The sequence below is a fragment of the Syntrophaceae bacterium genome, from assembly GCA_013177825.1.
Taxonomy (GTDB): domain Bacteria; phylum Desulfobacterota; class Syntrophia; order Syntrophales; family PHBD01; genus PHBD01.
Map to the genome: position 1 here is coordinate 576,117 of JABLXX010000002.1, position 23,588 is coordinate 599,704.

Consider the following 23,588-nt stretch of genomic DNA (forward strand, 5'->3'; position numbering starts at 1 on the left):
GCCCGGTGCCGGTGAATCGGCCTCCCCGCGGGCGATGAAGCGATGAAGAAGCGTCTGTTTCTGTGGGCCGCCGCCGTCCTGGTCCTTGTCGCCGGAGCGGCGGCGTGGGTCCTGGGGGGCATGCTGCGGGGCGGCCCGCCGCCTCCGTCCTTTGCGCAGGTGCGGGAAGAGCGGCGGCTTTCCGAGGCCTTCCTTCTGGACCGGTCCGGCCGGGTGATCCACGAGCTGCGGGTCGATCCCTCGGGGAGGCGCCTTCCCTGGGTCGCCCTGGGAGACGTCTCGCCGGCTCTCGTCCGGGCGGTCGTCCGGGGGGAGGACCGGCGGTTCCGGGATCACGGAGGCGTGGACTGGCTTGCCGCGGCGGGAGCCCTGGCAAGGCGGATCGCCGGGGGGCCGCTCCGGGGCGCCAGCACGATCACCATGCAGCTTGCGGCGCGGCTGGACCGGGAGGCCCGACCGCGGGCGGTGCGGAGGACCTGGGCGGAAAAGATCCGCCAGGTGCGGGCAGCCCGCCGCCTGGAGGAGAGCTGGACGAAGGACCAGATCCTGGAGGCCTATCTGAACCTGATCACCTTCCGGGGCGAGCTGCAGGGCGTGGCCGCCGCGTCCCGGGGCCTCTTCGGCAAGGATCCGGCCGGCCTGACCAACGAGGAGGCATATCTGCTGGCGGCCCTGATCCCCGCCGGGCGGGCGCGGCCGGAGCAGGCAGCCGCCCGGGCGTGGCGCCTGGCCCGCTCCCTCGAAGGGACAACGACGCTCGAACGCCTCCGGACCCTGGCCGAAGAGCAGCTGGGCCAGCCCTACTTCGTCCAGCCGGCCGTCGCCCTGGCGCCCCACGTGGCCCGGCTTCTCCTGACGGAAGGAGGCCGGCGGATCACGTCCACGCTGGACGGCGACCTGCAGCGGCAGGTCCTGGAGATCCTCAACCGGCACCTGGACATGCTGCGGGACCGGAACGTCCAGGACGGGGCGGTCCTCGTGGCGGACAACCGGACCGGCGCAATTCTGGCCTACGCGGGAAACCAGGGGGCCGGATCCTCGGCGCCTTTCGTGGACGGCATCCGGGCCCCGCGGCAGGCGGGATCCACCCTGAAGCCATTCCTCTACGGGCTGGCCTTGGAGCGGAGAATCCTCACGGCGGCCTCCATCCTGGAAGACGCCCCCCTGGAGATCCCGACGCCGGCCGGGCTGTACATGCCGGAAAATTATTCGAACCACTACGCCGGCCCGGTGAGCGTCCGGACGGCCCTGTCTTCTTCCCTCAACGTCCCCGCCGTGCGGGTTCTCGGACTGGTCGGGGCGGAGCCCTTCGCACTGCGCCTCCGGGAGGTCGGCTTCGCCGGCGTCCGGAAGGACGGCGAGTACTACGGCTGGTCCCTGGCCCTGGGGTCCGCCGACGTGACGCTCTGGGAACTGGTGACGGCCTACCGGGTTCTGGCCAACGGAGGCCGGACGGGCGGCCTGACCCTCCTGCCCACGGGAAAGATTCCTCCCGGGCGATCCGCCATGGACCGGCGGGCGGCCTTCATCGTCTCCTCCATCCTGGCGGACCGGGGATCCCGGAGCACCACCTTCGGGCTGGAGAACGTACTGGCGACCCGGTTCTGGACGGCCGTGAAGACGGGAACCAGCAAGGACATGCGGGACAACTGGTGCATCGGTTACTCGGAGCGGTACACCGTCGGGGTCTGGATCGGCAATTTCTCCGGCGCCTCGATGTGGAACGTCACCGGCATCTCCGGCGCCGCCCCGGTGTGGCTGGAGGTCATGAATGTTTTACACGGCCGGACCGCCTCCGGGCCGCCGGTGCCCCCGAAGGGAGTGACCGCCTCGCCGGTCCGCCTGGCCGGTGCGGAGCCGGACCGGACCGAGTGGTTCCTGGCGGGAACCGAGCCGGGGCCGGCGGCTGAACCCGGCGCGCCCCGGGATATCGCGGCTATCCTGTATCCGCCCTCGGGGGCCGTCCTGGCCCTCGATCCGGACATCCCGGAGGATAACCAGCGGGTTTCTTTTCTGGCAAAATCCCCCCCGGATGCGATATGGATCCTCGACGGCCGTCCCGTTGGGAAGGCCGTTTCCCACGTCTGGCCGCCGGTCCGGGGGGACCATGTCCTGTCGCTGGCGGACGCGGACGCGAAGATATTGGATACGGTGAGGTTCAGTGTGAAATGACAGGCGATGCGTACCGGCCCTCGGGCTGGCTGAAAAACCCCCATGTTCAAACCCTGCTTTCGAGTTCGCGCCTCCGGGCCCTCGGCCGCCATCCCATGGAAGAGGCCGCCTGCGAGGTCATCCTGGACGGCGTGTACCGCTCCCGCCTCCAGGGCTTTCACTCCCCCCATCCCGGCGAAAATCCCCGGGGCCTGGTCATCCTCCTCCACGGCTGGGAAGGCGGCGCCGGCTCGGCCTACATCCGCTCGGCGGGAAGCTATTTCTGGGACCGGGGACTGGACGTCCTCCGGCTCAATCTCCGGGACCACGGCAACAGCCACGACCTCAACGAGGGGCTGTTCCACGGCGCCCTCATCGACGAAACCCATGCCGCCGTGAGCCAGGCCGCGGAGCTGGCGAAGGGGGCTCCCTGCTGGATCCTCGGCTTCTCCATGGGGGGCAACTTCGCCCTCCGGATCGCCCTCGGGCAGGGCCGGGATCCGATTCCCGGACTCCGCCGCGTCTTCGCGGTCAGCCCGGCGCTCGATCCCTACAAGGCCACCGTGGCCATCGACGAAGGGCCCGCCCTGTACAGGAAGTATTTCCTGAAGAAATGGAAGCGATCCCTCCGGAGAAAGGAGCGTCTCTTCCCCGAGCGGTACCGCTTCGGGGATCTTTTGAAGGAGCACGACACCTGCATCGGCCTCACGGAGGCCATCATGGGCTACTTCCCGCAATTCCCCGACTACCGGACCTATTTCCTTCAGTACACTCTGCTGGACGGAGCCTTCCGTCACCTGGAGACGCCCCTGACAATCTTCACCTCCGCCGACGACCCGATCATCGACGTGAACGACTTCCGGGGGCTTGCACCGAGCCCGAACCTGGACCTGCGGATCCTGCCCCACGGCGGACATTGCGGCTTTTTCGAATCGGCATTCCCCTTCACCTGTTACCACGAACGGGAAGCGATGCGGATGATCTCGGAAGGCCTGAAGGGTGGGAAGGAAGTCAGAGCGAACGGCGTGGTGCGGTTGCTCAAGCCGGCGGATCAGAGGAGATAGGGAAGAACAAATCGGTCTCCGGTCTTCCCCGTGGCGGCCCGAAAAGCGCAAGACTTCGCCAGGCCTTTGAAAAGGGCAGGGAGCGCGGCATGGCCGGCATCCTCCCTGCCCGGGTCGACGATGGACAGGCTACTGGAAAATGCCCCTTTCCCGGGCTGCCATAACCAGTTCATCCTGGAACCGAGGATGGGCGATTTTGATCAGCGCCTCCGCCCGCTCGGCCACGGACAGCCCCTCCAGCGGGCCCGCGATGCCGTTCTCCGTGACCACGTAGTCCACCAGGTGGCAGGGGATGTTCACCAGGCCTCCGGGCTTCAGGAATTTCACGATGCGGCTGATGGGATTCCGGTTTTCATCCCGCCCCACCGACTCCGTCGCGATGATCATCCGTCCAAATTCGGACATGCGGCAGCCCATGGCGAAATCAATCTGGCCGCCATGGCCGCTGAAGATCCGCTCGCCGCAGGTGAGGGAGGCAATCTGCCCGGCCAGGTCGATCTCCAGGGCGCCGTTGATGCCTACGAGCTGGTCCTCGGCGCCGAGAATGCTCGGGTGGTTCGTCATGTTGCTGGGGAAGAATTTCACGAAGTCGTTTTTCTGGATGAATTCATAAAGCTCCGCCGACGGCCCCATGAACGTGCAGTTGATCTCCCCGGGCCGGAACTTCTTGTACTTCCCCGTGCAGATGCCCTTCTCGACCCACTGGGGAGCCCCCGTGGGGAGCATCTCCGTGAGGACCCCGATGTCCCGGAGGTCCGACTTGACGATGAGGTCGGAGACCACCATGGGGAGGGCGCCGATGCCAATCTGGATCGTGTCGCGGTCTCTCAGCAGGCTGACCACGTTTTCGGCGATTTTGTGGTGCGTTTCCGACGCAGTGGGCGGCGGCGGGGCCGGCAGCTTCGCGGAGTTCCGGACGATACAGCTCAGCCTGGACACGTGGAGTTTCGTATGGCCGAAGGCGTGTGGAAACTGATCGTTCTCCTCGGCAATGACAACCCGGGCGCCGCCGATGACTCCCCGGCTCGTCTGCAGGCCTTCCACCATGGCGCGGGTGTAGAAGAGGTCGGGCCCCAGGTTTACGAAGCCGTCGTTGTCGGGCGGCGACACCATCATCACGACGACGTCGGGCCTGCGGTAGTAGGCATACTGCTTGGAGGTGGAAAAGGAACTGACGGGGACGTAGCGGCCGTAGCTTTCGCTCTCGGGAAAGCAGGCCCGGATGGTGGGCGTTCCCAGGAAGCCCGCGTTGATCCGGAAACTGCCGCTGTACTCGGGCTTCATCATCTTGTAGGGCCGCATGGTGAGCAGGGCGTTGAACTCGCAGCCGGTGAGCTCGTCCCTGCGGTCGGCGATGGCGTCCATGATCAGGTTCGTCGGCTGGCCCAGCATGAGGGGATTCATGATCCGATCTCCGCTTCTCACGGTACGCGCGGCTTCTTCCGCCGTGCACAGCTTCGCCTTGTAAAGATCCTTCCAGTCTCCTGACGACATGATCATTCCCTCCCTTTTTCGTACATCCCGGATGTGGTTCCGCTGTTCGGATTGTCAGACCCGCGCGGAACGGTCAAACGGGGGCAAACCAGGCAATGTCCCGGATATCCGCGTTTTTTGACGGATTCCAGACGACCCTCACTTTGGCCCCCGCCTTCAGTTTCCGTTTTCTCTCTCCCGTGTCCGTTATATCGAACCCGTCAATGAAGTGATGAAAATCGCAATCCGTTCCGTCCAGCCGAATCATGCCGATGATGTAGGGAGGATCTTTCACCTGGCCGTAATAGGATGTGTTCACCAGGGTCCACGAGACGATCTTCCCCAGGGGCTTCACGTCGACCCACTCCTTCAGGTCCGTGAAGCAGCCGGGGCAGAAGGATCTCGCCGGGACATAGACCTTGCCGCAGAGGTCGCACTTCGTCCCCAGGATCCTCTCCTCCTTCAGGCCGTCGAAAAACCGGGTCCATGTCCTGCCCAGGGCCCACTGGTAGGGCAGGGCCACGTCGTTCCGGATGGTTCTGTATTCCTTGGCCATGATCTCGTCCTCCTCAGTCCGCGGGCTCGAAATAAGCGATGTCGAGAATGTTTCCCCGTTTCTCCGGGTTCCAGACCGCCCGGACCCGGCTGCCCAGCTTCACGATCTCCCGGACCCGGTCGAAGTCTTGCAGGTCGATTCCCGCGACCTGGTGGATGAAGCCGCTGTCGCTCCCGTCCAGCCGGATCTGCGCGGAGATGAAGGGGATCCTGATCTCCTGGGCGAAAAAGGGCATGTTCACGTAAACCCATGTCTCCAGCACGCCCTCCTGACTGACCTCGACCCACTCGTCCATGTCCACGAAGCACCGCGGGCAGAAGCTCCGGGGAGGGACGAGCACGCGCGAGCAATTCCCGCATTTCTTGCCCATGATCCGCTCTTCCTTCAGGAAATCGTAAAAGGCGCTCCAGGTCCTTCCCAGCGCCAGCTCGTAGGGGACCGTGACCTGCCCCTTGACGATGCGGTGTTCTTCCTTCGCCATGGCTCATCCTCCTCCTCAGAGCGTCGATCCGACGATGGTGACGCCGTTGAACTGGTCCACGCCGCCCATGGCGTGGGAGAGGGCCAGCTTCGCGCCCTCCACCTGCCGCTCCCCCGCCTTGCCCGTCACCTGGAGGGCCGCTTCCGCCAGCCGGATCAGGCCGGTGGCGCCGATGGGGTTGGTACAGAGCGTGCCTCCCGACGGATCGCAGGGAAGCTCGCCGCCCTTCCGGAAGGTTCCCTTGAGGACATAGTCCGGGGCCTCTCCGCGGGGACAGAAGCCGAAGCACTCGTAGAAGATCATCTCCTGGTAGGTGAAGGGGTTGTAAATCTCCGCCACGTCCAGCTCCTTCAGGGGATCCCGGATGCCCGCCTGCCGGTAGGCCTCGCCGGCGGCCTCGGTGGCGCTCATCCAGACGGCTTTGTCGCTCTCGCCGTAGAAAAACTCTTCGCCCCGGAACCCCAGTCCCCGGATCCAGGCGGGTTTCCGCCCGATCTTCCGGGTTGCCTTTTGGGAGGCGAAGACGACGGCACAGGCGCCGTCCGAAGCCGGACAGACGTCAAGCAGGCGAACGGGGTAGGTGATGACGCGGGCGTTCTTGACCTCCTCCATGGTTACCCGCATGCGGATGTGGGCGTGCGGGTTGTCCATGGCATTGTCGTGGTTGCTGACCGAGATGAGCGCCGCCGCCTCCCGCCCCTTCTCCTCGGGGATGCCGAACCGGTACATCCACTCCATGCTCTGCATGGTGAAGACGCCCGGCGCGCCGGCGGCGAAGGTCCGCTGGAAGAAGGGGTCGAAGACCGTGGTCATGGTCGCCTGGCCGTCGCCTTCGGACATTTTTTCGGATCCCACGACCAGGACGATGTCCGCCATCCCGGAGGCCACCCAGAAGAACCCGCAGTGCCCGATGGACTGGCCGGTGCTTCCGCAGGTCTCTACCTTCAGGACAGGCTTGCCCAGGGACCCCATGGCCTCGGCGAAATAGAAATGGGTCGACGAGACCCCCTCCATCATGGAGGGCATGGTTCCGAGGACGACCCCGTCGATATCATTCAGCGTGATCCCCGCATCCTCCAGGGCCGCCGTCACGGCCTCCCTGACGAGGTCGGGATAGCACACGTCCGTCCTTCTACCGTGCCGGGTCTGGCCCGTTCCGATGATTGCAACCGCGTTTCCCATGTCTTTCCCTCCTCTATGCGGATAAAATGACGACGGAGTGGCACTGGCCGCCGAAGCCGTGGGTGCTGTGAGCCAGGGCCGTCCGGACCGGCTTCCCGACCTGGTGTTCCCCCGCCTCGCCCCGGATCTGCAGGGCCGCCTCGGCGATCCGGTAAAGGCCCCGGGCCGGATAGGGATTCGTGGCGAGAACGCCGCCGGAGGGATTTACGGGAAGCGCCCCGTCCATCCGGGATGCGCCGCTGTCGAACCATTTGCCGCCTTTCCCTTCGCCGCAGAAACCGAGCTGCTCGCACCAGAGAAGCTCCTGGAAAGCATAGGGCTCGCAGACTTCCGCCACGTCGATCTCCTTCCCGGAGCGCCCGACACCCGCCATGACGTAGGCCCGCTTCGCCGCCTCCGGCAGCCGGCCCTTCAGGAGGTCCCGGTCGCCGGGATGGAAGTGGTCCATGGAGCAGCCGTAGCCGGCAAGCCAGACGGGTTTTTTCGTCAGCTTCTTCGCCCTTTTCTCCGAGGCCAGGAGCACCGCGACGACGCCGTCGGACTTGGGCGCGCACTCCAGGGCCTTCAGGGGGTCGTAGATCCTCTCCGAGTTCATGACGTCTTCGATGCTGACCCTTCGCTTCCGGTCGGCACAGGGGTTGAAGAGCGCATTGCCCAGGTTCTTCACGGCGACCCCGGCGCACTGCTCCTCCGTCACGCCGTAGCGCTCCATGTATTGCCGCATCTGCATGGCCGCCACGACGCTTTCGTTAATGCCTGTGGGACGCAGGTAGAAGGGATCGCCGTAGAAGCTGGTGATGGGGTCGTTGTCCGGGTTCTCGGAACCTTTGACCAGGGCCGTCACCAGGACTGTGTCGTAACGGCCGGACAGGATCCGCATGCAGCCGTAAATGAAGGAGAAGGCCGATTCCTCCGCCCGGGAGCCTTCCTTCAGGAAAGCCCCGATGCCGTCCCAGTCGAAGGCATTGGCGCAGGACAGGCCGCTGTGGAAGATGTCCGCCGAGCCGGCGATGATGCATCCGACGTCCTGCCGCTTGAGTCCGGCCTTGTCCAGGATCTCCCGGTTGACCCGGTAGGTGAAATCCATCAGGCTTTCCCTGGATTCCATACCGGAACTCTGTGCCACGTGGGTAATGGCAACCTTTTGCATGATTTTTCCTCCTCGATGCTTTCCTGTGACGGTGCTCCGTTCCCGCTGCAGCCGCCTGCGGGGATCGCCCCGGCGCCGCTTCTCACCCTGTCTGCTCTTTCGGAGCCCTCCTGCCGCAAAGGACCTTGATGACGAAGGAGACAAGGAGTTCTCCATGCTGGTTCACGATCCGGTGGCGGGTTGTGAGCACGCCCCGGTCTGGAGACCGGTCGATGATCTCCGTCACCTCCACCTCGCAGCGGATCGTGTCCCCGATTTTCGTCGGCCCCGTGAAGCGAACGTTCTCCATGCCGTAAAAGGCGATGAACGACCGGGGGAGAAAGCTCGCGCAGGGACCGAGACGGAACGGCAGGGCCATGCCGACGGAGAGCGTCAGCATGCCGTGGGCGATCCGTTCTCCGAAAGGCGTTTTCGCCGCGTATTCGACGTCCGTGTGCAGAGGGTGCCAGTCCCCCGTTAGACCGGCGAAGGTTACGATGTCGGCCTCCGTGATCGTTCTCGCCGGGGAGACGAACTGGTCGCCGATGGCGTAATCGTCCAGGGATTCGTGGTCTTTTGTCATAGGGACTCCTTTCCCGTTATGGGGAGGGATGGGAGGAGCGTCCGGCGCCGGTGGCGCGGAAACGGGCGACATACGCCTGGTGCGGGCTCACAGGCCCAGGAGTTCCCGGGCGATGATGAGGCGGCGGATCTCCGACGTGCCGGCGCCGATCTCGATGAGCTTGGCGTCCCTGAGGAAGCGCTGTACGGGGTACTCGAGCATGTAGCCGTACCCGCCGTGGATCTGCACGGCCTGGTCCGCAATGCGGCAGGCCATCTCGGCGTTGAAGAGAATGGAAGCCGCGGCGAGCTTGTGGACCTCCGTGCCCTTTCCGCCTCTCCGCTCCTGGTCCGCCAGGAGCGCGGCCTTGTAGCAGAGCGCCCGGCCCGCCTCCAGTTGCGTGTACATGTCCGCGAGCTTGGCCTGGATGAGCTGGAAGGCGCCGATGGGTTTCCCGAACTGGACCCGCTCCTTCGCGTATCGGAGGGAGAGTTCGAGGCAGGCCTCGGCGATTCCGATGGACTCGCCGGCGTAGAAGGCGCGCTCCACGTCGAGGCCCGACATCAGGACGTGGATGCCCCGGTTTTCCTCTCCCAGGACGTTTTCCGCGGGGATCCGGCAGTCCTCGAGGACCAGCTCCGCCGTCGGGGAGCCGCGGTGCCCGTACTTCTTCAGCTTCCTGGAAACGGAGAACCCGGGGAGCGCGGTGTCGAGGATGAAGGCGGTGATGCCTTTCGCCCCCTTCGCCCGGTCCGTCTTGGTATAGAGGACGACCGTATCGGCGACGGTGCCGTTGGTGATGAACATCTTCGTCCCGTTGACCACGTAGTGATCGCCGTTTCGTACCGCCACGGTCTGGATGCTGACGGCGTCGGAGCCCGCGTTCGGCTCCGTCAGGCCCAGGGCGCCGATGTGTTCTCCGGTGCAGAGGGGAGGCAGGTACTTCCGCTTCTGGTCATGGCTGGCGTTGTGGTTCAGGTTGTTGCAGCAGAGGTTGGCGTGGGCGCCCCAGGAGAGGGCGACGGCGGGGCTGGCCTTGGCAAGCTCCTCCAGGACGATCACGGCGGAGAGCAGGTCCGCCCCGGCACCGCCGTACTCCTCGTCCACGGTGATCCCCATGACGCCCAGGCCCGCCAGCTTTTCCCACATGCCTTCGGGCCAGGCGTCCTCCGCGTCGATCTCCTCGGCGATGGGCCAGATTTCCTTGGCGGCGAAATTGCGGACGCTTTCCCGCAACATGAGATGCTGGTCGCTGAAACGATAATCCATGCTCGTCTCCTTTCCCGGACGGAACCGCAGGGAGTGTTCAGAAGTTCACCGCGCCGATCCCCTTGAGACCGAGGATCTTCCTCGCTTCGTCCGGCCCGGCGGGTTCGATGCCCAGTTCGCGGGCGATCCGGACGATCTTCGCCACCTGCTCCGCGCTGCTCCTGGCCATGACGCCCTTCTCCAGGAAGAGGTTGTCCTCCAGGCCGACCCGGCAGTTGCCTCCCAGGAGGAGGGACTGGTTGCAGATGGGAAACTGGGCGCGGCCGGCGACGCAGACGGAGAACTCGAAGTCGCCGATCAGGCGCTTCGTGTAGTCCACCAGGAACATCAGATTTTCCGGGCTGGCCGTGATTCCGCCGAGGATGCCCATGACGTACTGGATGTAGACGGGCTTCTTCACATAGCCCCGCTCGATGAGGAAGGCGACGTTGTTGACCATGCCGGAGTCGTACACCTCGAACTCCGGCTTGGTCCCGTTGGCGTTGAAGATCGCCGTGAACTCCCGCATGGACCTGAAGGTGTTGGGGAAGATGAAGTCCTCCGTCATGGCGAGGTATTGCGGTTCCCACTCGAACTTGAACTCCTTGAACTTGTCGAGGGCGTGAAAGAGGGCGAAGTTCAGGGACCCGGCGTTGAAGGACGCCAGCTCCGGCTTGAAGGTGGAAACCGGGACGAGGCGCTGCTCCGCCGTCATCCCCAGCCCGCCGCCGGTGGTGATGCAGACGATCATGTCGCAGCGGTTCCGGATGGAAGTCAGCACTTCCGCGATGAGTTTGATGTCCGGCGTCGGGCGCCCCGTTTCGGGATCGCGGACGTGGATGTGGGCCACCGCTGCGCCGGCCTCCCAGGCGGCGACCGCGTCATCGGCGATCTGTTGCGGGGTGATAGGGAGATGGGGGGACATGGTCGGCGTGTGAATGCTGCCGGTGACGGCCGCGGTGAAAATGGCCTTTTGCTTCATTTTTGCTCTCCTCTCCAGCCTTGGCGGCGGGTGCCGATTTCTTTGAATCGCTTCGGGATTGCCTTGCATGAAGCAAGCGGTGTGCCTGTTCCGGAATGGGCATTCCGAAGGCGGGGAAACGGACGGGAGAAGAGAATATCGGAAGGATGATCGGGATGTTGCGACAGCAGGAGGCGCCGGGATGATGCTGCGGGCCGGAGGGACGGAGCCCCGCTTCGATGAATTCCGGATCTGTATGAATACCGATCAGAGTTTGTGCAGAATCAATACATGGATTGTACGATATCAATCCACCCGGGAATTCAGGATTCGTTTCAGCCTCTGCCTGGTGATCTTCAGTGCCAGGGCGGTTCGGGACTGGTTCCCCTGGTAATGGGAGAAAACCGCCTCCACGTAAGTTTTTATAGCCGAGTCCAGGGCGACCGGAACCGGGGCGGTCCGGTGGGACCGGTTCCCCTGGAAATGCGGCGGAGCGCCCTCCGCACGAGTCTTGACGATCGGATCCGGGGCTCTGTTGTCGCGAGGAGAGCTTTTCGCCGGAGCGGAAATCTTCCGGGAAGCGATATGCTCCAGGGGAATGTCCGTCGTCCGGATCCATTCCCCTTCGCACAGAAGCATCCCCCGTTCGACGATGTTCCTAAGTTCCCGGATGTTCCCCGGCCAGGAATAGTCCGACAGGATCGCCAGGGTCTCCCGGTCGCATCCGCTGACGCTCTTGTTCAGTCCCCGGTTGTAGCTGTCGATGAAATGCTTGATCAGCAGGGGAAGGTCGCTGATTCTCTCCCGCAGGGGCGGGATGAGCAGGGATATCACATTGAGCCGGTAATAGAGGTCTTCCCGGAATGTCCCCTTCTCGACCTCCCGGAACAGATCCTTGTTGGTGGCGGCGATGATCCGGACGTCCAACTTGAGCTTTTTTGTCCCGCCCACCCGCTGGATTTTCTTTTCCTCCAGGAACCGGAGCAGCTTGACCTGCGTCTTCTGTGTGATCTCCCCGATCTCGTCGAGAAACAGGGTGCCCCGGTCCGCCAGTTCGAACATCCCCCGCTTTTGCCTCATGGCGCCCGTGAAGGCGCCCTTTTCATGGCCGAACAGCTCGCTCTCCAGGAGCCCCTCCGACAGGGACGCGCAGTTGACGGTAACCAGGGGATCTTCGCAGCGGGGTCCGTTGTAGTGGATTGCGTTGGCAAAGAGCTCCTTCCCGGTTCCGCTCTCCCCCATGATCAGCACCGTTGACTGGCCGTTCTTGGCCAGCCGGCGGCTGAGATCGATCAGGCGCCTGATCTTCGGGTGGGCCGTGACGATATTGTCGAAGCTGTACTGCTCCTTGCTGGTGGAGCGGATCTTGTTCACTTCGGCGACGGCCTTCCGGGAAGCCAGGCACCGGGCCAGGGCAAACATCAACTCTTCGATGTCGAAGGGCTTCGCGATATAGTCGTAGGCGCCCAGCTTGACGGCTTCCACGGCCCCCTTGATCCCGCTGAAGGCCGTCATGATGATCACGGGCACATCCCCGTCCAGGGCCCTGATTTTCTGCAGCACCTGCATGCCGTCCATATCCGGGAGCTTCACATCCAGGAGAATGACGTCGGGACCGTGCTCCCGGAACATCGCCAGGGCCTCTTCGCCGCAGACGGCGGTCATAGTCAGGTAACCCTCGTGCGAGAGGGCCTTGTCCAGGGAGTGCAGGAGCAGCTTTTCGTCGTCGACGATCAGGATGGAGTGCTTCACGTTCGTTTCCCCCGATGCGCTTGAAGCGTTCTGCCGGCGGGCAGGAACACGCGGAACGTCGTTCCTCCGTCCGGCTGGCTTTCTACCTCGATCCGGCCGTTGTGATCCTCGATAATCTTGTGGGTCACCGTCAGTCCCAGGCCTGTCCCGGCGTTTTTCGTCGTGAAAAACGGGTCGAAGATCTGGCCCAGGTGCTTCGCGGGAATGCCGATGCCCGTGTCGATGACGTCGACGAAAATCCAATTCCCGTTCCTGGCTCTCCGCTTTGCCGTGCCCGTTCTCACGGTGATCGTCCCGCCGCCGTTCATGGATTCCATGGCGTTGATGGCCAGGTTCAGGAATACCTGTCTCAGGCGGTTGGGGTCCGCGCGGACGACGGCCTGCTCTCCGCTGAAACTCGTTTCCCAGGCGATGTGTTTGCGGGCCATTTCTTTTTTCAGCAGGGAAAGCGTTGTCGAGAGGAGTTCATGGAGATCGAATTCCTCGATCTGGAGCGGGACGGGCCTCACGAGGTTGAGGATTTCCCGGATCAGGCGCTCGACCCGGTCGATCTCCCTGCGGATGTTTTTCAACTCTGCCTTCCGGGCATCGGCCTTGCCGGGATTTCGTTCCAGATTCTGGACGGTGGTGTAGATGCTGGCCAGGGGATTCCGGATTTCATGGGCGATGCCCGCGGCGATGCGTCCCAGGGCGGCGAACTTCTCCACCCGGACGAGGTAATCGTCCATCCTCTTCTTTTCCGTCAGGTCCGTGATGATGGTCACGGCGCCGAGGGTCTGATGGTTTTCATCCAGGACGGCAAAACCGCTCAGGTTCAGGATGAGGTTCCGGCTGTCCGAGCCCTGGTACGGGAAGTCGAAGAACTGGATGTCCTCGTTCTTCTTGAGCGCCCGGTAGATCCTGTTCCGATCGCGCCTGTTAAACCGGAAAATGTCCTGGATCCGGAGTGTTACGGCTATCTCCTTCGGAAGGCCCAGGATTTCCTCGGCCCGGGGGTTGACGTTCAGGACGCGGCCCATGAGATCCGTGACGATTACGCCGTTGGTGGAGCACTTGATGATGTTTTCGGAGAGGGCCTTCTCGTCGGAGAGCGCCCGGTAGAGCCGGGTGTCTTCGATGATGATGGAGGCCTGGTTGGCGAAGATCGTAAGAGACTCGACGTCGTCCTGGGTGATTTCCATGCGGGTCCGGTAGCGGTCTACGCCCAGAATGCCGAGGATCTTGTCCTTGATCTTCAGAGGAACGTAGAGGACCGACTTTCTTTCCTGCTGTCCGTTGATCACCAGGTCGATGGCCGTTGCATCGGCCGCCTTTTCCGTGTCGGGGATGAATCGGGGGGCTCCGGAACGGATGACCTTGGTCTCGTAGCAGTCGTGCCGGTCAAGGATCAGCGGCCTTTCCCAGGCCCTCCGCTCCCCTTTCGGCGTAAATCCCTTGATGCATTTGCATTCCAGCTTTTCCTGGTCGTGATTCAGGAGCATGACGATGGCCCGGTCGAAATTCAGGCCGATCATGGCACTGCCCGTGATTTTGTCCAGGACTTCGTCCAGATCGGGCGAAGCCGTGAGAAGAGAGCTGATCTCGAAGACGTGGTTCAGAAGGTTGTTCTTGATCCGGAGTTTTTCACTCAGGACGGCTTCCCGGCGGGCCATGGTTTTCCTTCCCTCTCCAGCACGTGGGTTCACCCATATCAAAAAATGTCCGTTCTCTCCATCTCTCCACAAGCAATATTCGTGCGTTCTCGCCGAAGCCGCCGGCTGCGCCCCCCGTGAATGCCGGTCGGTCCGGGGCGCGGGGGCTGTCACGGGGGCTTCCGCCGTCGCGAAAACGTTTCCGCTTTCAGCGATTTGAAACCAAAGCGCCGTGGAGGTGGAAACGTTTTCTGATTGCTCCTCTGGAAACCCCCGGCCGCGCCCCCGCGGACGGAAGGTTCATCACGGACACGGAGGTTGTTTTTCTCCGGTGGATTTGCTATAGGATTCGCCCTGTTTGCCAAGGAGGGGGGGAGATCGCCATGGCGAAGATGACCTCGAAGAAGGACCTGGAGGGCCTGACTCTCCTGGGGGAGGACAAGACCCGGCCGGGGAAGAAGCTGGAGACGTTCCCCAACCACAACCCGGAACGGGACTACACGGTGACCCTCCGGACGGAGGAGTTCACCTGCGTATGCCCCGCCACGGGGCAGCCCGACTTCGCCGTTCTCACCATCCGCTACATTCCGGACCGGAAGATCCTGGAGTCCAAGTCCCTGAAGCTTTACCTCTGGTCCTACCGCGACCGGGGCGTCTTCCACGAGCACGTGACGAACGCCGTCCTGGACGACCTGGTGGCGGCCCTGTCGCCGCGCTGGTGCAAGGTCACCGGCGAGTTCGCCGTCCGCGGCGGCATTTCCATCACCGTCGAGGCGGAGTACAGGGCCTCAGGCTGTTGAAAAACGCCCGCCTGCTGCGTTTCCCTCATCCTGCGCCACTCGACGTACCAAAAAGTACGACTCGCGGCTCAGGATTTCGGGGGCCTTGCATCCGGGCATTTTTGAACAGCCTGTATGGGTGGATTTTTCAAAAAATAAATCTGACCTGTTTTTCGAGTGAATGAATGATGAATGAAACCGCAAACGGGCGATCCCGGTGGCTGCCGGCCATCACGGCCCTCTTCGTCACCTCCCTGATCGTCGCTAATCTCATCGCCGTCAAGCTGATCCAGGCGGGACCACTCGTCCTGCCTGCGGCGGTCATCATTTTCCCCCTGTCGTACATCTTCGGGGACGTCCTGACGGAGGTCTACGGATACGGCCGGGCCCGGCGGGTCATCTGGACGGGCTTCGCCTGCAACCTCCTGGCGGTCCTCGTCATGCAGGCGAGCATCCAAATCCCCGCCGCTTCCTTCTGGACCCTGGGGTCCCTGGACGGGACCGTTTCGAACCAGGCATATGAAGCCCTCCTGGGATTTACGCCCCGGCTCCTCATGGCATCCTTTGCGGCCTATCTCGTCGGGGAATTTCTCAACGCCTTCGTCCTGGCAAAGATGAAAATCATGACGGCGGGACGCTTCCTCTGGATGCGGACCATCGGCTCCACCGTCCTGGGCCAGCTGGCCGATTCGGCCATCTTCATCGCCGCGGCCTTCTGGGGCATGATTCCACCGCCCGTCCTGGGGACGATGATCGTCACGCAGTGGCTCGTCAAGAGCGCCTACGAGGCGGCCTTCACACCCGTCACCTATCTCGTCGTGGGATTCCTCAAGCGGGCCGAAGGGTGCGACGTCTACGACCGCCACACCCGCTTCAGCCCGTTCCTGTGGGGAGAACGTTCCCGGGAGACGTCGCTCCGCGGGAAGAGCTGAGGAGACGCGGCCGTGTTCCGCATCCGGAAGATCTTCGACGACGTCCAGAAGAGAAACCGCCTGGCCCTCGATCAGGTGCGGACCATCCTGGCTGCCCGGTTCCAGGGACTGAGCCAGGGCCGGATCGACCGGATCCCCGACACGCTCCGCAATCCCTTCGAGTACGATTTCCGTTCCATCCTCTACGTGGCCGAGGGGCCGGGTGGCGCCGTCCGGGGATTCGCCCTTCTTTCCCACGACCCCTCGCTCTCGTTCTGCCTCCTGGATTACCTGGCCACGAGCGCGAAGCTGACCGGAAGGGGCGTCGGGGCGGCCCTGTACGAGCGCGTGCGGGACGAGGCGCTCCTCCTGAACGCCTCGGGCGTCTTCTTCGAATGCCTGCCGGACGACCCGCTTCTCTGCCGGGACCCGGAGATCCTCCGGGAGAATGTGGCGCGTCTGAAGTTCTACGAGGCCTTCGGCGCGCACCCCGTCGCCGGGACAGCCTACGAAACCCCCGTCAACCCGGGCGGCGACAATCCGCCGTACCTGGTTTTCGACGGCCTCGGGCGTGACCTTCCGCTGCGCCGCGGCCATGCGCGTGCCATCGTCCGGGCCATCCTGGAGCGAAAGTACGGGGACATCTGCGGGCCCGAATACGTGCGGGCAGTGGTCGATTCCTTCCGGGACGACCCGGTCCGGATCCGCCCGCCGCGCTACAGAAAAGCTCCTCCGGACGGCCGCTACCCCGTCTCCGGGAAGATATCGGCCGTTGCGCTTGTGGTTTCCGACCGGCACGCCGTCCACCACATTCACGACCGCGGCTACGTGGAGTCGCCGGTCCGCATCCGGACGATCCTGGACGCCCTGGAGCGAACCAACCTCTTCCGGCGGGTCGAGCCGCTCGACTTTCCGGAGAGGCACTTGGCGGCCGTGCACGACCCCTCGTACATCCGCTATTTCAAACGGGTTTGCGAGACGCTGCCACCCGACGGGTCCGTCTACCCCTATGTATTCCCCATCCGGAACCAGGCCCGGCCTCCCGTGGAGCTGGCCGTCCGGGCGGGGTACTACTGCATCGACACGTTCACCCCCCTCAACCGAAATGCCTTCATCGCGGCGAAACGGGCCGTGGACTGCGCTCTAACCGGGGCTTCCCAGATCCTGGAGGGGGTCCGACTCGCCTACGCACTCGTGAGGCCGCCCGGACACCATGCGGAGCCGCGCGCCTTCGGTGGATTCTGCTACTTCAACAACGCCGCGGCGGCGGCCCATTATCTGAGCGAGTTCGGATCCGTGGCGGTCCTGGACCTGGACTACCACCACGGAAACGGGAACCAGGTAATCTTCTACCGGCGGAGGGACGTCCTGACCCTTTCGATCCACGCCCATCCGTCCCTGGCCTATCCCTATTTCAGCGGGTTTGCCGACGAGCGGGGCGAGGGGGAGGGGGCGGGGTGCAACGGAAACTATCCCCTCCCGGAGGCGGTGGACGGTCCTGCTTATCTGGCGGTGCTCGACAGGGTTCTGTCGCGTGTCCGGTATTTCCGGCCGAAGTTTCTCGTGGTGTGCCTGGGCCTGGACACGGCCAGGGGTGATCCGACGGGAACTTGGAGTTTGAAGGCCCGTGAATTCAGGGAGATGGGCCTGCGGATCGGGAGCCTGCGCCTGCCGACGCTGGTAGTGCAGGAGGGGGGATACGACAACCGCTCCATCGGGGCGAATGCCCGATCGTTCTTCGAGGGACTCTGGTCGGGGACCTTCCTCGGAAACGGCGGCGCGAGGAACGGGGCGAACGGGAAGGCCTGAGGGAACGGGGGAGGGGCAGAGACCGGCACAGACGGACCTGCAGCGCCGCCATTCTCCGGTCAGGGCGGTGTCATGCCGCCGGTTCTCAAGACGGATCCTTTGAAAATCCCGGTCAGGCCTTGCCGAGGATCTGCCCGAGGGCGGCCAGGAAGCGGTCCACGTTTTCCCGCCGGGCCGTGTGGCCCATGAGGCCGATCCGCCAGATCTTTCCCGCCAGGGGCCCCAGCCCGCCACCGATCTCGATCTTGAACTCCTTCCGCAGCCGTTTTCGGACGGCAAGCTCGTCGATCCCCTCGGGGCAGCGGACGGTGTTGAGCATGGGCAGGCGGAAGGGCTTCTCCACCAGCATCGAGAGCCCCATGCCTTCCAGCCCGGCAACGAGGGCCTCGTGGGCCTCCCGGTGCCGCGCAAAGGCCTTATCCGGTCCTTCCTCCAGGACGAGCCGGAGGGACTCGTACAGGGCGTAGAGCATGTTCACCGGAGCCGTGTGGTGGTAGACCCGGTTCTGGTTCCAGTAGTTCGTGATGAGGCTCAGGTCCAGGTACCAGTTGGGGACCTTCGCCTTGCGGCCGTTCAGCTTCGCCGCGGCACGGTCCGAGAAGGACAGGGGCGCCAGGCCCGGGGGGCAGGAGAGGCACTTCTGGGTGCCGCCGTAGAGGGCGTCGATGCGCCAGTCGTCCATGCGGACCTCGATCCCGCCCAGGCTCGTGACGGCGTCCACCAGGTAGAGCGCGTCCTTCCCGGCCAGCATCTTCCCGATCTCGGCAACGGGGTTCCGGACGCCCGTGGACGTCTCGGCGTGGACCACCGCCACGATGGCGAAAGGCTCTTTCCTGAGGGCCTCTGCGGTGCGATCAAGGTTGACAGGGGTTCCCCAATCGAATTCCAGTGCCTCCACGCGGGCTCCGAGCCGTCCCGCCACGTCCTGCATGCGGCGGCCGAAGACGCCGTTCGTCAGGATGAGAACCGGGTCGCCGGGCTCGACGAGGTTGACGAAGCAGGCCTCCATACCGGCGGAGCCGGTCCCGGACATGGGAACCGTGAGGACGTTCTTCGTATTCAGGAGTTCCTGGAGCATGGACTTGATACCGTCCATGATGGTCAGGAAATAGGGGTCCAGGTGGCCCAGCGTGGGCTTCGCCAGGGCCTCGTAGACCGTCGGGGGCACACAGGACGGGCCCGGGCCCATGAGCAGGATTTCTTCGATGCCGTCGAGCAGATTCTTCATGACGCCGCACCTCCTCTGCGGATCTTGTCCGGGGGATTCGGGGTGAAAGAACCGGTCGCCTGGAATCCTTGCGGATCCTTGGCCTTTTCTATAGCGAAAAGATTTGTTAATGTCCATTGTCCCATCCAGCAGATCATGCATGCCTTTCGGAAAGGAGGAATAATATGCTCAGGCACGTGGTATTCGTGAAGTTCAAGGCCGGGGTGACGGCGGAGCAGGTGGAGGAAGTGAAAAAGGCCCTGGGAGGCCTGCCGGCGAAAATCCAGGAAATCAAGGGGTGGGCCTTCGGGGCTGACGTTCTCCGGACGGAGCGTTCCGTCGATTTCGCCCTCGTGGCCGATTTCGAGGACGTGGAGGCACTGAAGCGCTACCAGGTCCATCCGGACCACGTCCCGGTCCTGGCGCTGGTACGCTCCGTGAGCGAGGTGTTGCAGGTCGCGGATTTCTTCCTGTAGAGAAAAAGCGGGTCAGAGTTTGTTTTTGCTCTGCACGAATAAATCCGACCTGTTTTCCGGGGAGGCGACGATGAAGAAGAAAGTGCTGGTGACCCTCAACCTGCCGAAGGAGCTTCTCGACCGCCTGGGGGGCGAGTGCGAGGCGGATTTCCATGCCGAAGACCGCCCCATGGAGCGAAAGGATTTCCTGGAGCGGATTGTGGGAAAGGAGGGCCTGCTGCCTTCGATCACGGACGCGGTGGATGCCGAGGCCATGGACCGGGCGCCGGGCCTCCGGATGATCGCCAACTTCGGCGTGGGATTCAACAACATCGACGTGGCAGCCGCCACGGCCCGGGGAATCGCCGTTTCCAACACGCCGGGGGTGCTGACGGATGCCACGGCGGATGTGGCGTTTGCCCTGATCCTGGCGGTGAACCGCCGGGTGGTCGAAGGGGACAGGATGGTCCGGGAAGGACGGTTCCGTTACTGGGCGCCGTTTCTCTTTCTCGGCAGCGAGGTCTCCGGCAAAACCCTCGGGATCGTGGGGATGGGACGCATCGGACAGGCCGTGGCCCGACGAGCCCGGGGATTCGGCATGCCGGTTCTCTACTCCGGCCGGACCCGCCTGAACCCCGCGGAGGAGGAAGCCCTGGGAGCCTCCTTCCGGTCTCTCCCGGACCTCCTGGCGGAGGCGGACATCGTGTCTCTCCACGTTCCCCTGACACAGGAGACCCGCCATCTGATCAACCGGGAAGCCCTGGGGTGCATGAAGCCCTCGGCGGTTCTGATCAACACCTCCCGGGGTCCCGTGGTGGACGAGAAGGCCCTTGTGAACGCCCTCCGAGCCGGAACCATCGGCGGGGCCGGCCTGGACGTTTACGAGGATGAGCCCCGCCTGGCACCCGGACTGGCGGAACTGGACAACGCCGTTCTCCTGCCCCATGTCGGGAGTGCCACGTGGGAGACACGGATGAAGATGGCCGACTTGGCCGTGACGAATCTCCTGGCGGGACTGCGGGGCGAGCGGCCGCCGAACCTCGTCAACCCCGAGGTCTGGAAGTAATCCTGGAGAATGCCGGCCTCGGAGAAACCGACGGATTTGAAATCCGTGCTCCTCTTTTCTTTGACTTCGCATCAGGGCGCGGGGGCTGCCACGGGGGCTTCCGCCGTCGCGGACTTTTTTCCCGCGATCCGTCGTCGAAGGTCCGTCAGGCTGGAGGGATGGGAAAAAAGTCCCAATTGCTCCTCTGGAAACCCCCGGTCGCGCCCCCGCGAACATCGGTCGGGGAGGGGGGCTTCCCGGAGCGCGAATAGCGGCTTTTTCGGGGCACCCTGCCGTCGCAGCGAAGCGCCCGCAAAGTCATCTGTCTGAGCACCGTCCGGTGCGAGTTATGACTTTGCAGCGGAGCGAGACGTTGCAGGGTCGATAAAACGCTTCTGAGCGCGAGGGAAGCCCTGATCCCGCATGCCGACCTCCCATCCGCGCCTGATTCTCTATTAAAAAAGAAAAAATAAGGAAGGAGAACGGATTTCAAATCCGCTCCCTTTTGCTGTCCCGCTTCTTTATGCCTTGGGCGTCCAGTAGGCGCAGTCGCGTGTAGCATCGGTGATGACGTGATCGACGAAGCGGGCGAAGCGCCAGCAGTGAGTCCGAGCGCCCTCGGTCTCGTCCTCGAAGTACAGGCAGGCATTGCAGGACTGTTTCCCTTCCTCTTTCCTTTCCATTTTCTTTTCTCCCTGCAGACGGATAATTTTGAACCGCCCGGACTCGACTCCCTTTCCGGGCGGTTCAAAAGGGGTTGGATGCAAGGCTCCCGAGGTCATGAGCCATGAGGCGTACCTTGAGGTACGTCGAATGGCGAAGGACGAGGGGAACGCCGCAGACGGGCTCTTTTCAACCGCCCGGGCTAATGCCGCGTGGCGGCGAGCAAGGACCCGATCACCCTCTCCAGGTGGTCCAGGGTGTTGCACTCCCGGGCCGCGTGGCAATAGGGCAGGAAGCGCTTCATCTCCGAGTCGCCGGTGCCCCAGAAGGGGCGCGGTTCCGGGTTCAGCCAGACGAGGCGCTTGCACCGCTGGTAGATGTCCCGCAGGACGTGAGTCCCCGGGTCGGCGTTGTTGTTTCTCCCGTCTCCGAGGAACAGGACCGTCGTCCGGCGCGTCACGAGGTTGAGGTACTGCAGCCGGAAGTCGTCGAGCGACCGGGCGTAGTCCGTGAGGCCCATGACGATCGGCAGGTCCGTCCCCTGCTGGAGGCGATCCACGGCAACCTCCACCGGGTACCGCTCGAAGACGTCCGACACATCGATCAGATTCGAGCAGAAGACAAAGGTGCGGATGCGGAGGATCTCCTCGTTGAGGCCGTAGAGAAACAGGAGGAAGAAGCGGACGAGCCGCATCATGGACCGGCTGATGTCGCAGATAACCAGCACGTCGGGCCGGTTCACCTTCCGCTGCTTCCATTTCGGGTCGAAAATGAAGCCTCCGTAAGGCACGTTGTGCCGGAGGGTCCTCTTGAAGTCCAGGTGGCCCCGCCGGGCGGCTTTCCGGCGTCGCGAGTGGATGTCGTTGAGCCGTTTGACGAGGCGTTGGATCAGCTCGCCCATCTTCTCGAAGTGGCGTTGCTCCAGGTGGGAGAGGCGGGTCTTCCGGAGGGCCTCCTCAAGGTATTCATTGACGATGCCGCGGCCGTAGAGGTCTAGCTGGCGTTCCACATACTGCCGGACGTTGTCCACCAGTTCCTGCCGGGCCGCCTGGAGAGCATCGGCCTGGGCCAGGGGCCCCCCGCTGCCGGCCCCCGAAAAGGTCCTGATCGTGCTGTCGAGCCCATCGATTCCCAGCGCGTTGAGGATCCGGACGGTGTAGAGGCTGCGCTGCGTCGGCAGGCGGATGGCCCGGATGTCCGCGGCTCGGGCCGCTTCCTGGAGGGCCGCCGCAAGGGAGGCCTGATCCCCCTGGAGAAGCATCCGGCTCAGGGGATCCTCCGGAAGCGTCGCTTCACGGTCGACTCCGTCGTCCCGCTCCGGGAGGGCGGCGGTGCACGTGAAGTCGCTGAAGAAGCGGTCGAAGGTATCGGAAAACAGGTCTTTTTCATGGCCCGATTTGGCCAGGGCGGCACCGAGGGAATCCTTCAGGAGCAGACGGTTTCCATACCCCACCAGCGCCGCGGCGGAGCAGGCGTCGAGGGTCTCGGCGACGGAGATCCTGACTCCCGACAGCCGCAGGGCCGTGACAAAATCCTCCAGCACCCGGTCCACGGTGTCAGCCTCCGTCGTTGCGCAGGAGCATCGTTGTGAGCTGCGGCATCCGCTCCTCCACGGTGTGCACGTCGTCCTGGTACTTCAGAAAGACGTGCAGGGTGTCCCGCACGACCTCCGACGTGAGGCGCTCCGCATGGAGAAGGACGACCACGCGTGCCCAGTCGATGGTTTCGCTGATGGAAGGGGCCTTCTTCAGGTCGAGCCCGCGGATCTGCTGAATGAAAGAAACAAGCTGCTTTTCCAGCCGCGCCGGCAGATCCGGAACGCGGCTCCGGACGATCCTGCGCTCCAGGGCGGCGTCGGGGTAGGGGATGAAGAGGTGGAGGCAGCGCCGTTTCAGAGCCTCGCTGAGTTCCCGGGTGTTGTTGCTGGTGAGGAAGACGAAGGGGCGGGATACCGCGGCGACCGTCCCGATCTCCGGGATGGAGACCTGGTAGTCCGAGAGGATCTCCAGGAGAAAGGCCTCGAACTCCTCGTCGGCCTTGTCGATCTCGTCCACCAGGAGGACCGCGCCGTCCGGGTTCTCCAGGGCCTTCAGGAGGGGCCGGGGCTCCAGGAAGTGTCGGGAGAAGAAGATGTCGTCGTACCGGTGAAGCTTGTCGATGGCCGCGGAGAAGCCGTTGTCCCGGGAGACGATCTCGTCGAGCTTGTCCTTCAGGAGCTGGGTATAAAGGAGCTGTTTCCCGTATTTCCACTCATAGAGAGCCTTCGCCTCGTCGAGCCCCTCGTAGCACTGGAGGCGGATCAGCTCGAGATCCAGGAAAGCGGCGGCCGTCTTTGCCAGCTCCGTCTTGCCGACGCCGGCGGGCCCTTCCACGAGGATCGGTTTCCCCAGGTGCCAGGCGAGGTACACCGTCGTGGCGATCGCGCGGTCGGCGATGTATCCCGTCCCTCGGAAACCCTGCTGGACCGCCTCCCAGGACGCGATCCGGTTCTGTCTGTCGTTGTTCATGAGTTTCTTTCCGTCCGTCCGA

At 63.9% G+C, this 23,588-nt stretch carries 21 protein-coding genes; 7 read left to right on the top strand and 14 right to left on the bottom strand.

All coding sequences use genetic code 11. The annotated features are described in order from the left end of the window. Nucleotides 1-54: 54 nt before the first annotated feature. Both pbpC and HPY65_07320 read left to right on the top strand, forming a co-directional pair. Nucleotides 55-2,172, top strand: a complete 2,118-nt coding sequence (gene pbpC, locus HPY65_07315; protein ID NPU84282.1) for a penicillin-binding protein 1C — start codon at nucleotides 55-57, stop codon at nucleotides 2,170-2,172. Beyond that, on the top strand, nucleotides 2,169-3,215 hold the full coding sequence (locus HPY65_07320) for an alpha/beta fold hydrolase (protein NPU84283.1): 1,047 nt from the start codon (nucleotides 2,169-2,171) through the stop codon (nucleotides 3,213-3,215). The genes pbpC and HPY65_07320 overlap by 4 nt, the downstream gene beginning before the upstream one ends. Before the next feature lie 129 nt (nucleotides 3,216-3,344). Here HPY65_07320 and HPY65_07325 read toward each other — a convergent pair whose 3' ends face one another. The 10 genes from HPY65_07325 to HPY65_07370 form a co-directional block, all read right to left on the bottom strand. Continuing rightward, complete coding sequence (locus HPY65_07325) at nucleotides 3,345-4,709, bottom strand: hypothetical protein (protein ID NPU84284.1); 1,365 nt, start codon at nucleotides 4,707-4,709, stop codon at nucleotides 3,345-3,347. Nucleotides 4,710-4,782: 73 nt separating this feature from the next. Further along, nucleotides 4,783-5,244: a Zn-ribbon domain-containing OB-fold protein gene (locus HPY65_07330; GenBank protein ID NPU84285.1), complete on the bottom strand. Its 462-nt coding sequence runs from the start codon at nucleotides 5,242-5,244 to the stop codon at nucleotides 4,783-4,785. 13 nt (nucleotides 5,245-5,257) lie between these two features. Beyond that, complete coding sequence (locus HPY65_07335; GenBank protein ID NPU84286.1) at nucleotides 5,258-5,725, bottom strand: Zn-ribbon domain-containing OB-fold protein; 468 nt, start codon at nucleotides 5,723-5,725, stop codon at nucleotides 5,258-5,260. Nucleotides 5,726-5,740: 15 nt separating this feature from the next. Continuing rightward, nucleotides 5,741-6,907: a hypothetical protein gene (locus tag HPY65_07340; GenBank protein ID NPU84287.1), complete on the bottom strand. Its 1,167-nt coding sequence runs from the start codon at nucleotides 6,905-6,907 to the stop codon at nucleotides 5,741-5,743. A gap of 13 nt (nucleotides 6,908-6,920) precedes the next feature. Beyond that, nucleotides 6,921-8,057, bottom strand: a complete 1,137-nt coding sequence (locus HPY65_07345) for a thiolase family protein (GenBank protein NPU84288.1) — start codon at nucleotides 8,055-8,057, stop codon at nucleotides 6,921-6,923. An 82-nt stretch (nucleotides 8,058-8,139) separates the two neighbouring features. Beyond that, nucleotides 8,140-8,619, bottom strand: coding sequence for a dehydratase (locus tag HPY65_07350; GenBank protein NPU84289.1), 480 nt, complete (start codon nucleotides 8,617-8,619; stop codon nucleotides 8,140-8,142). An 87-nt stretch (nucleotides 8,620-8,706) separates the two neighbouring features. Continuing rightward, nucleotides 8,707-9,867, bottom strand: a complete 1,161-nt coding sequence (locus HPY65_07355) for an isovaleryl-CoA dehydrogenase (GenBank protein ID NPU84290.1) — start codon at nucleotides 9,865-9,867, stop codon at nucleotides 8,707-8,709. A gap of 37 nt (nucleotides 9,868-9,904) precedes the next feature. After that, entirely contained in the window at nucleotides 9,905-10,828 is a 924-nt protein-coding gene (locus HPY65_07360) for a 3-keto-5-aminohexanoate cleavage protein (GenBank protein ID NPU84291.1), read from the bottom strand. Between the two features lie 285 nt (nucleotides 10,829-11,113). After that, nucleotides 11,114-12,559, bottom strand: a complete 1,446-nt coding sequence (locus HPY65_07365) for a sigma-54-dependent Fis family transcriptional regulator (GenBank protein ID NPU84292.1) — start codon at nucleotides 12,557-12,559, stop codon at nucleotides 11,114-11,116. Then, nucleotides 12,556-14,211, bottom strand: coding sequence for a PAS domain S-box protein (locus HPY65_07370; protein ID NPU84293.1), 1,656 nt, complete (start codon nucleotides 14,209-14,211; stop codon nucleotides 12,556-12,558). Before HPY65_07370 ends, HPY65_07365 begins: the two co-directional genes overlap by 4 nt. Nucleotides 14,212-14,573: 362 nt before the next feature. Between HPY65_07370 and queF the strand changes: the two genes are divergently transcribed. The 3 genes from queF to HPY65_07385 all read left to right on the top strand — a co-directional run bounded on the left by queF (nucleotide 14,574) and on the right by HPY65_07385 (nucleotide 17,689). After that, nucleotides 14,574-14,990 (top strand): NADPH-dependent 7-cyano-7-deazaguanine reductase QueF, encoded by a 417-nt coding sequence (queF, locus tag HPY65_07375; protein NPU84294.1) that lies wholly within the window; start codon nucleotides 14,574-14,576, stop codon nucleotides 14,988-14,990. A 167-nt stretch (nucleotides 14,991-15,157) separates the two neighbouring features. Next, nucleotides 15,158-15,901 (top strand): queuosine precursor transporter, encoded by a 744-nt coding sequence (locus tag HPY65_07380; GenBank protein NPU84295.1) that lies wholly within the window; start codon nucleotides 15,158-15,160, stop codon nucleotides 15,899-15,901. Between the two features lie 12 nt (nucleotides 15,902-15,913). Then, nucleotides 15,914-17,689 (top strand): histone deacetylase family protein, encoded by a 1,776-nt coding sequence (locus tag HPY65_07385; protein NPU84296.1) that lies wholly within the window; start codon nucleotides 15,914-15,916, stop codon nucleotides 17,687-17,689. 112 nt (nucleotides 17,690-17,801) lie between these two features. On the opposite strand, the gene HPY65_07390 is transcribed toward HPY65_07385, so the two are convergent. Further along, nucleotides 17,802-18,917, bottom strand: coding sequence for an alanine--glyoxylate aminotransferase family protein (locus tag HPY65_07390; GenBank protein NPU84297.1), 1,116 nt, complete (start codon nucleotides 18,915-18,917; stop codon nucleotides 17,802-17,804). A 164-nt stretch (nucleotides 18,918-19,081) separates the two neighbouring features. On the opposite strand from HPY65_07390, the gene HPY65_07395 reads away from it, so the two are divergent. After that, the gene (locus tag HPY65_07395) at nucleotides 19,082-19,372 is read left to right on the top strand and encodes a Dabb family protein (protein NPU84298.1); all 291 of its coding nucleotides are present in this window, start codon (nucleotides 19,082-19,084) and stop codon (nucleotides 19,370-19,372) included. A gap of 70 nt (nucleotides 19,373-19,442) precedes the next feature. Continuing rightward, nucleotides 19,443-20,417, top strand: a complete 975-nt coding sequence (locus tag HPY65_07400) for a D-glycerate dehydrogenase (GenBank protein NPU84299.1) — start codon at nucleotides 19,443-19,445, stop codon at nucleotides 20,415-20,417. A 500-nt stretch (nucleotides 20,418-20,917) separates the two neighbouring features. Here HPY65_07400 and HPY65_07405 read toward each other — a convergent pair whose 3' ends face one another. The 3 genes from HPY65_07405 to HPY65_07415 all read right to left on the bottom strand — a co-directional run bounded on the left by HPY65_07405 (nucleotide 20,918) and on the right by HPY65_07415 (nucleotide 23,566). Beyond that, the gene (locus tag HPY65_07405) at nucleotides 20,918-21,079 is read right to left on the bottom strand and encodes a hypothetical protein (GenBank protein ID NPU84300.1); all 162 of its coding nucleotides are present in this window, start codon (nucleotides 21,077-21,079) and stop codon (nucleotides 20,918-20,920) included. A gap of 182 nt (nucleotides 21,080-21,261) precedes the next feature. Then, the gene (locus tag HPY65_07410; GenBank protein ID NPU84301.1) at nucleotides 21,262-22,611 is read right to left on the bottom strand and encodes a VWA domain-containing protein; all 1,350 of its coding nucleotides are present in this window, start codon (nucleotides 22,609-22,611) and stop codon (nucleotides 21,262-21,264) included. A 4-nt stretch (nucleotides 22,612-22,615) separates the two neighbouring features. Then, a complete protein-coding gene (locus HPY65_07415; protein NPU84302.1) occupies nucleotides 22,616-23,566 on the bottom strand; it encodes a MoxR family ATPase in 951 nt (316 codons plus the stop codon). Nucleotides 23,567-23,588: the final 22 nt, after the last annotated feature.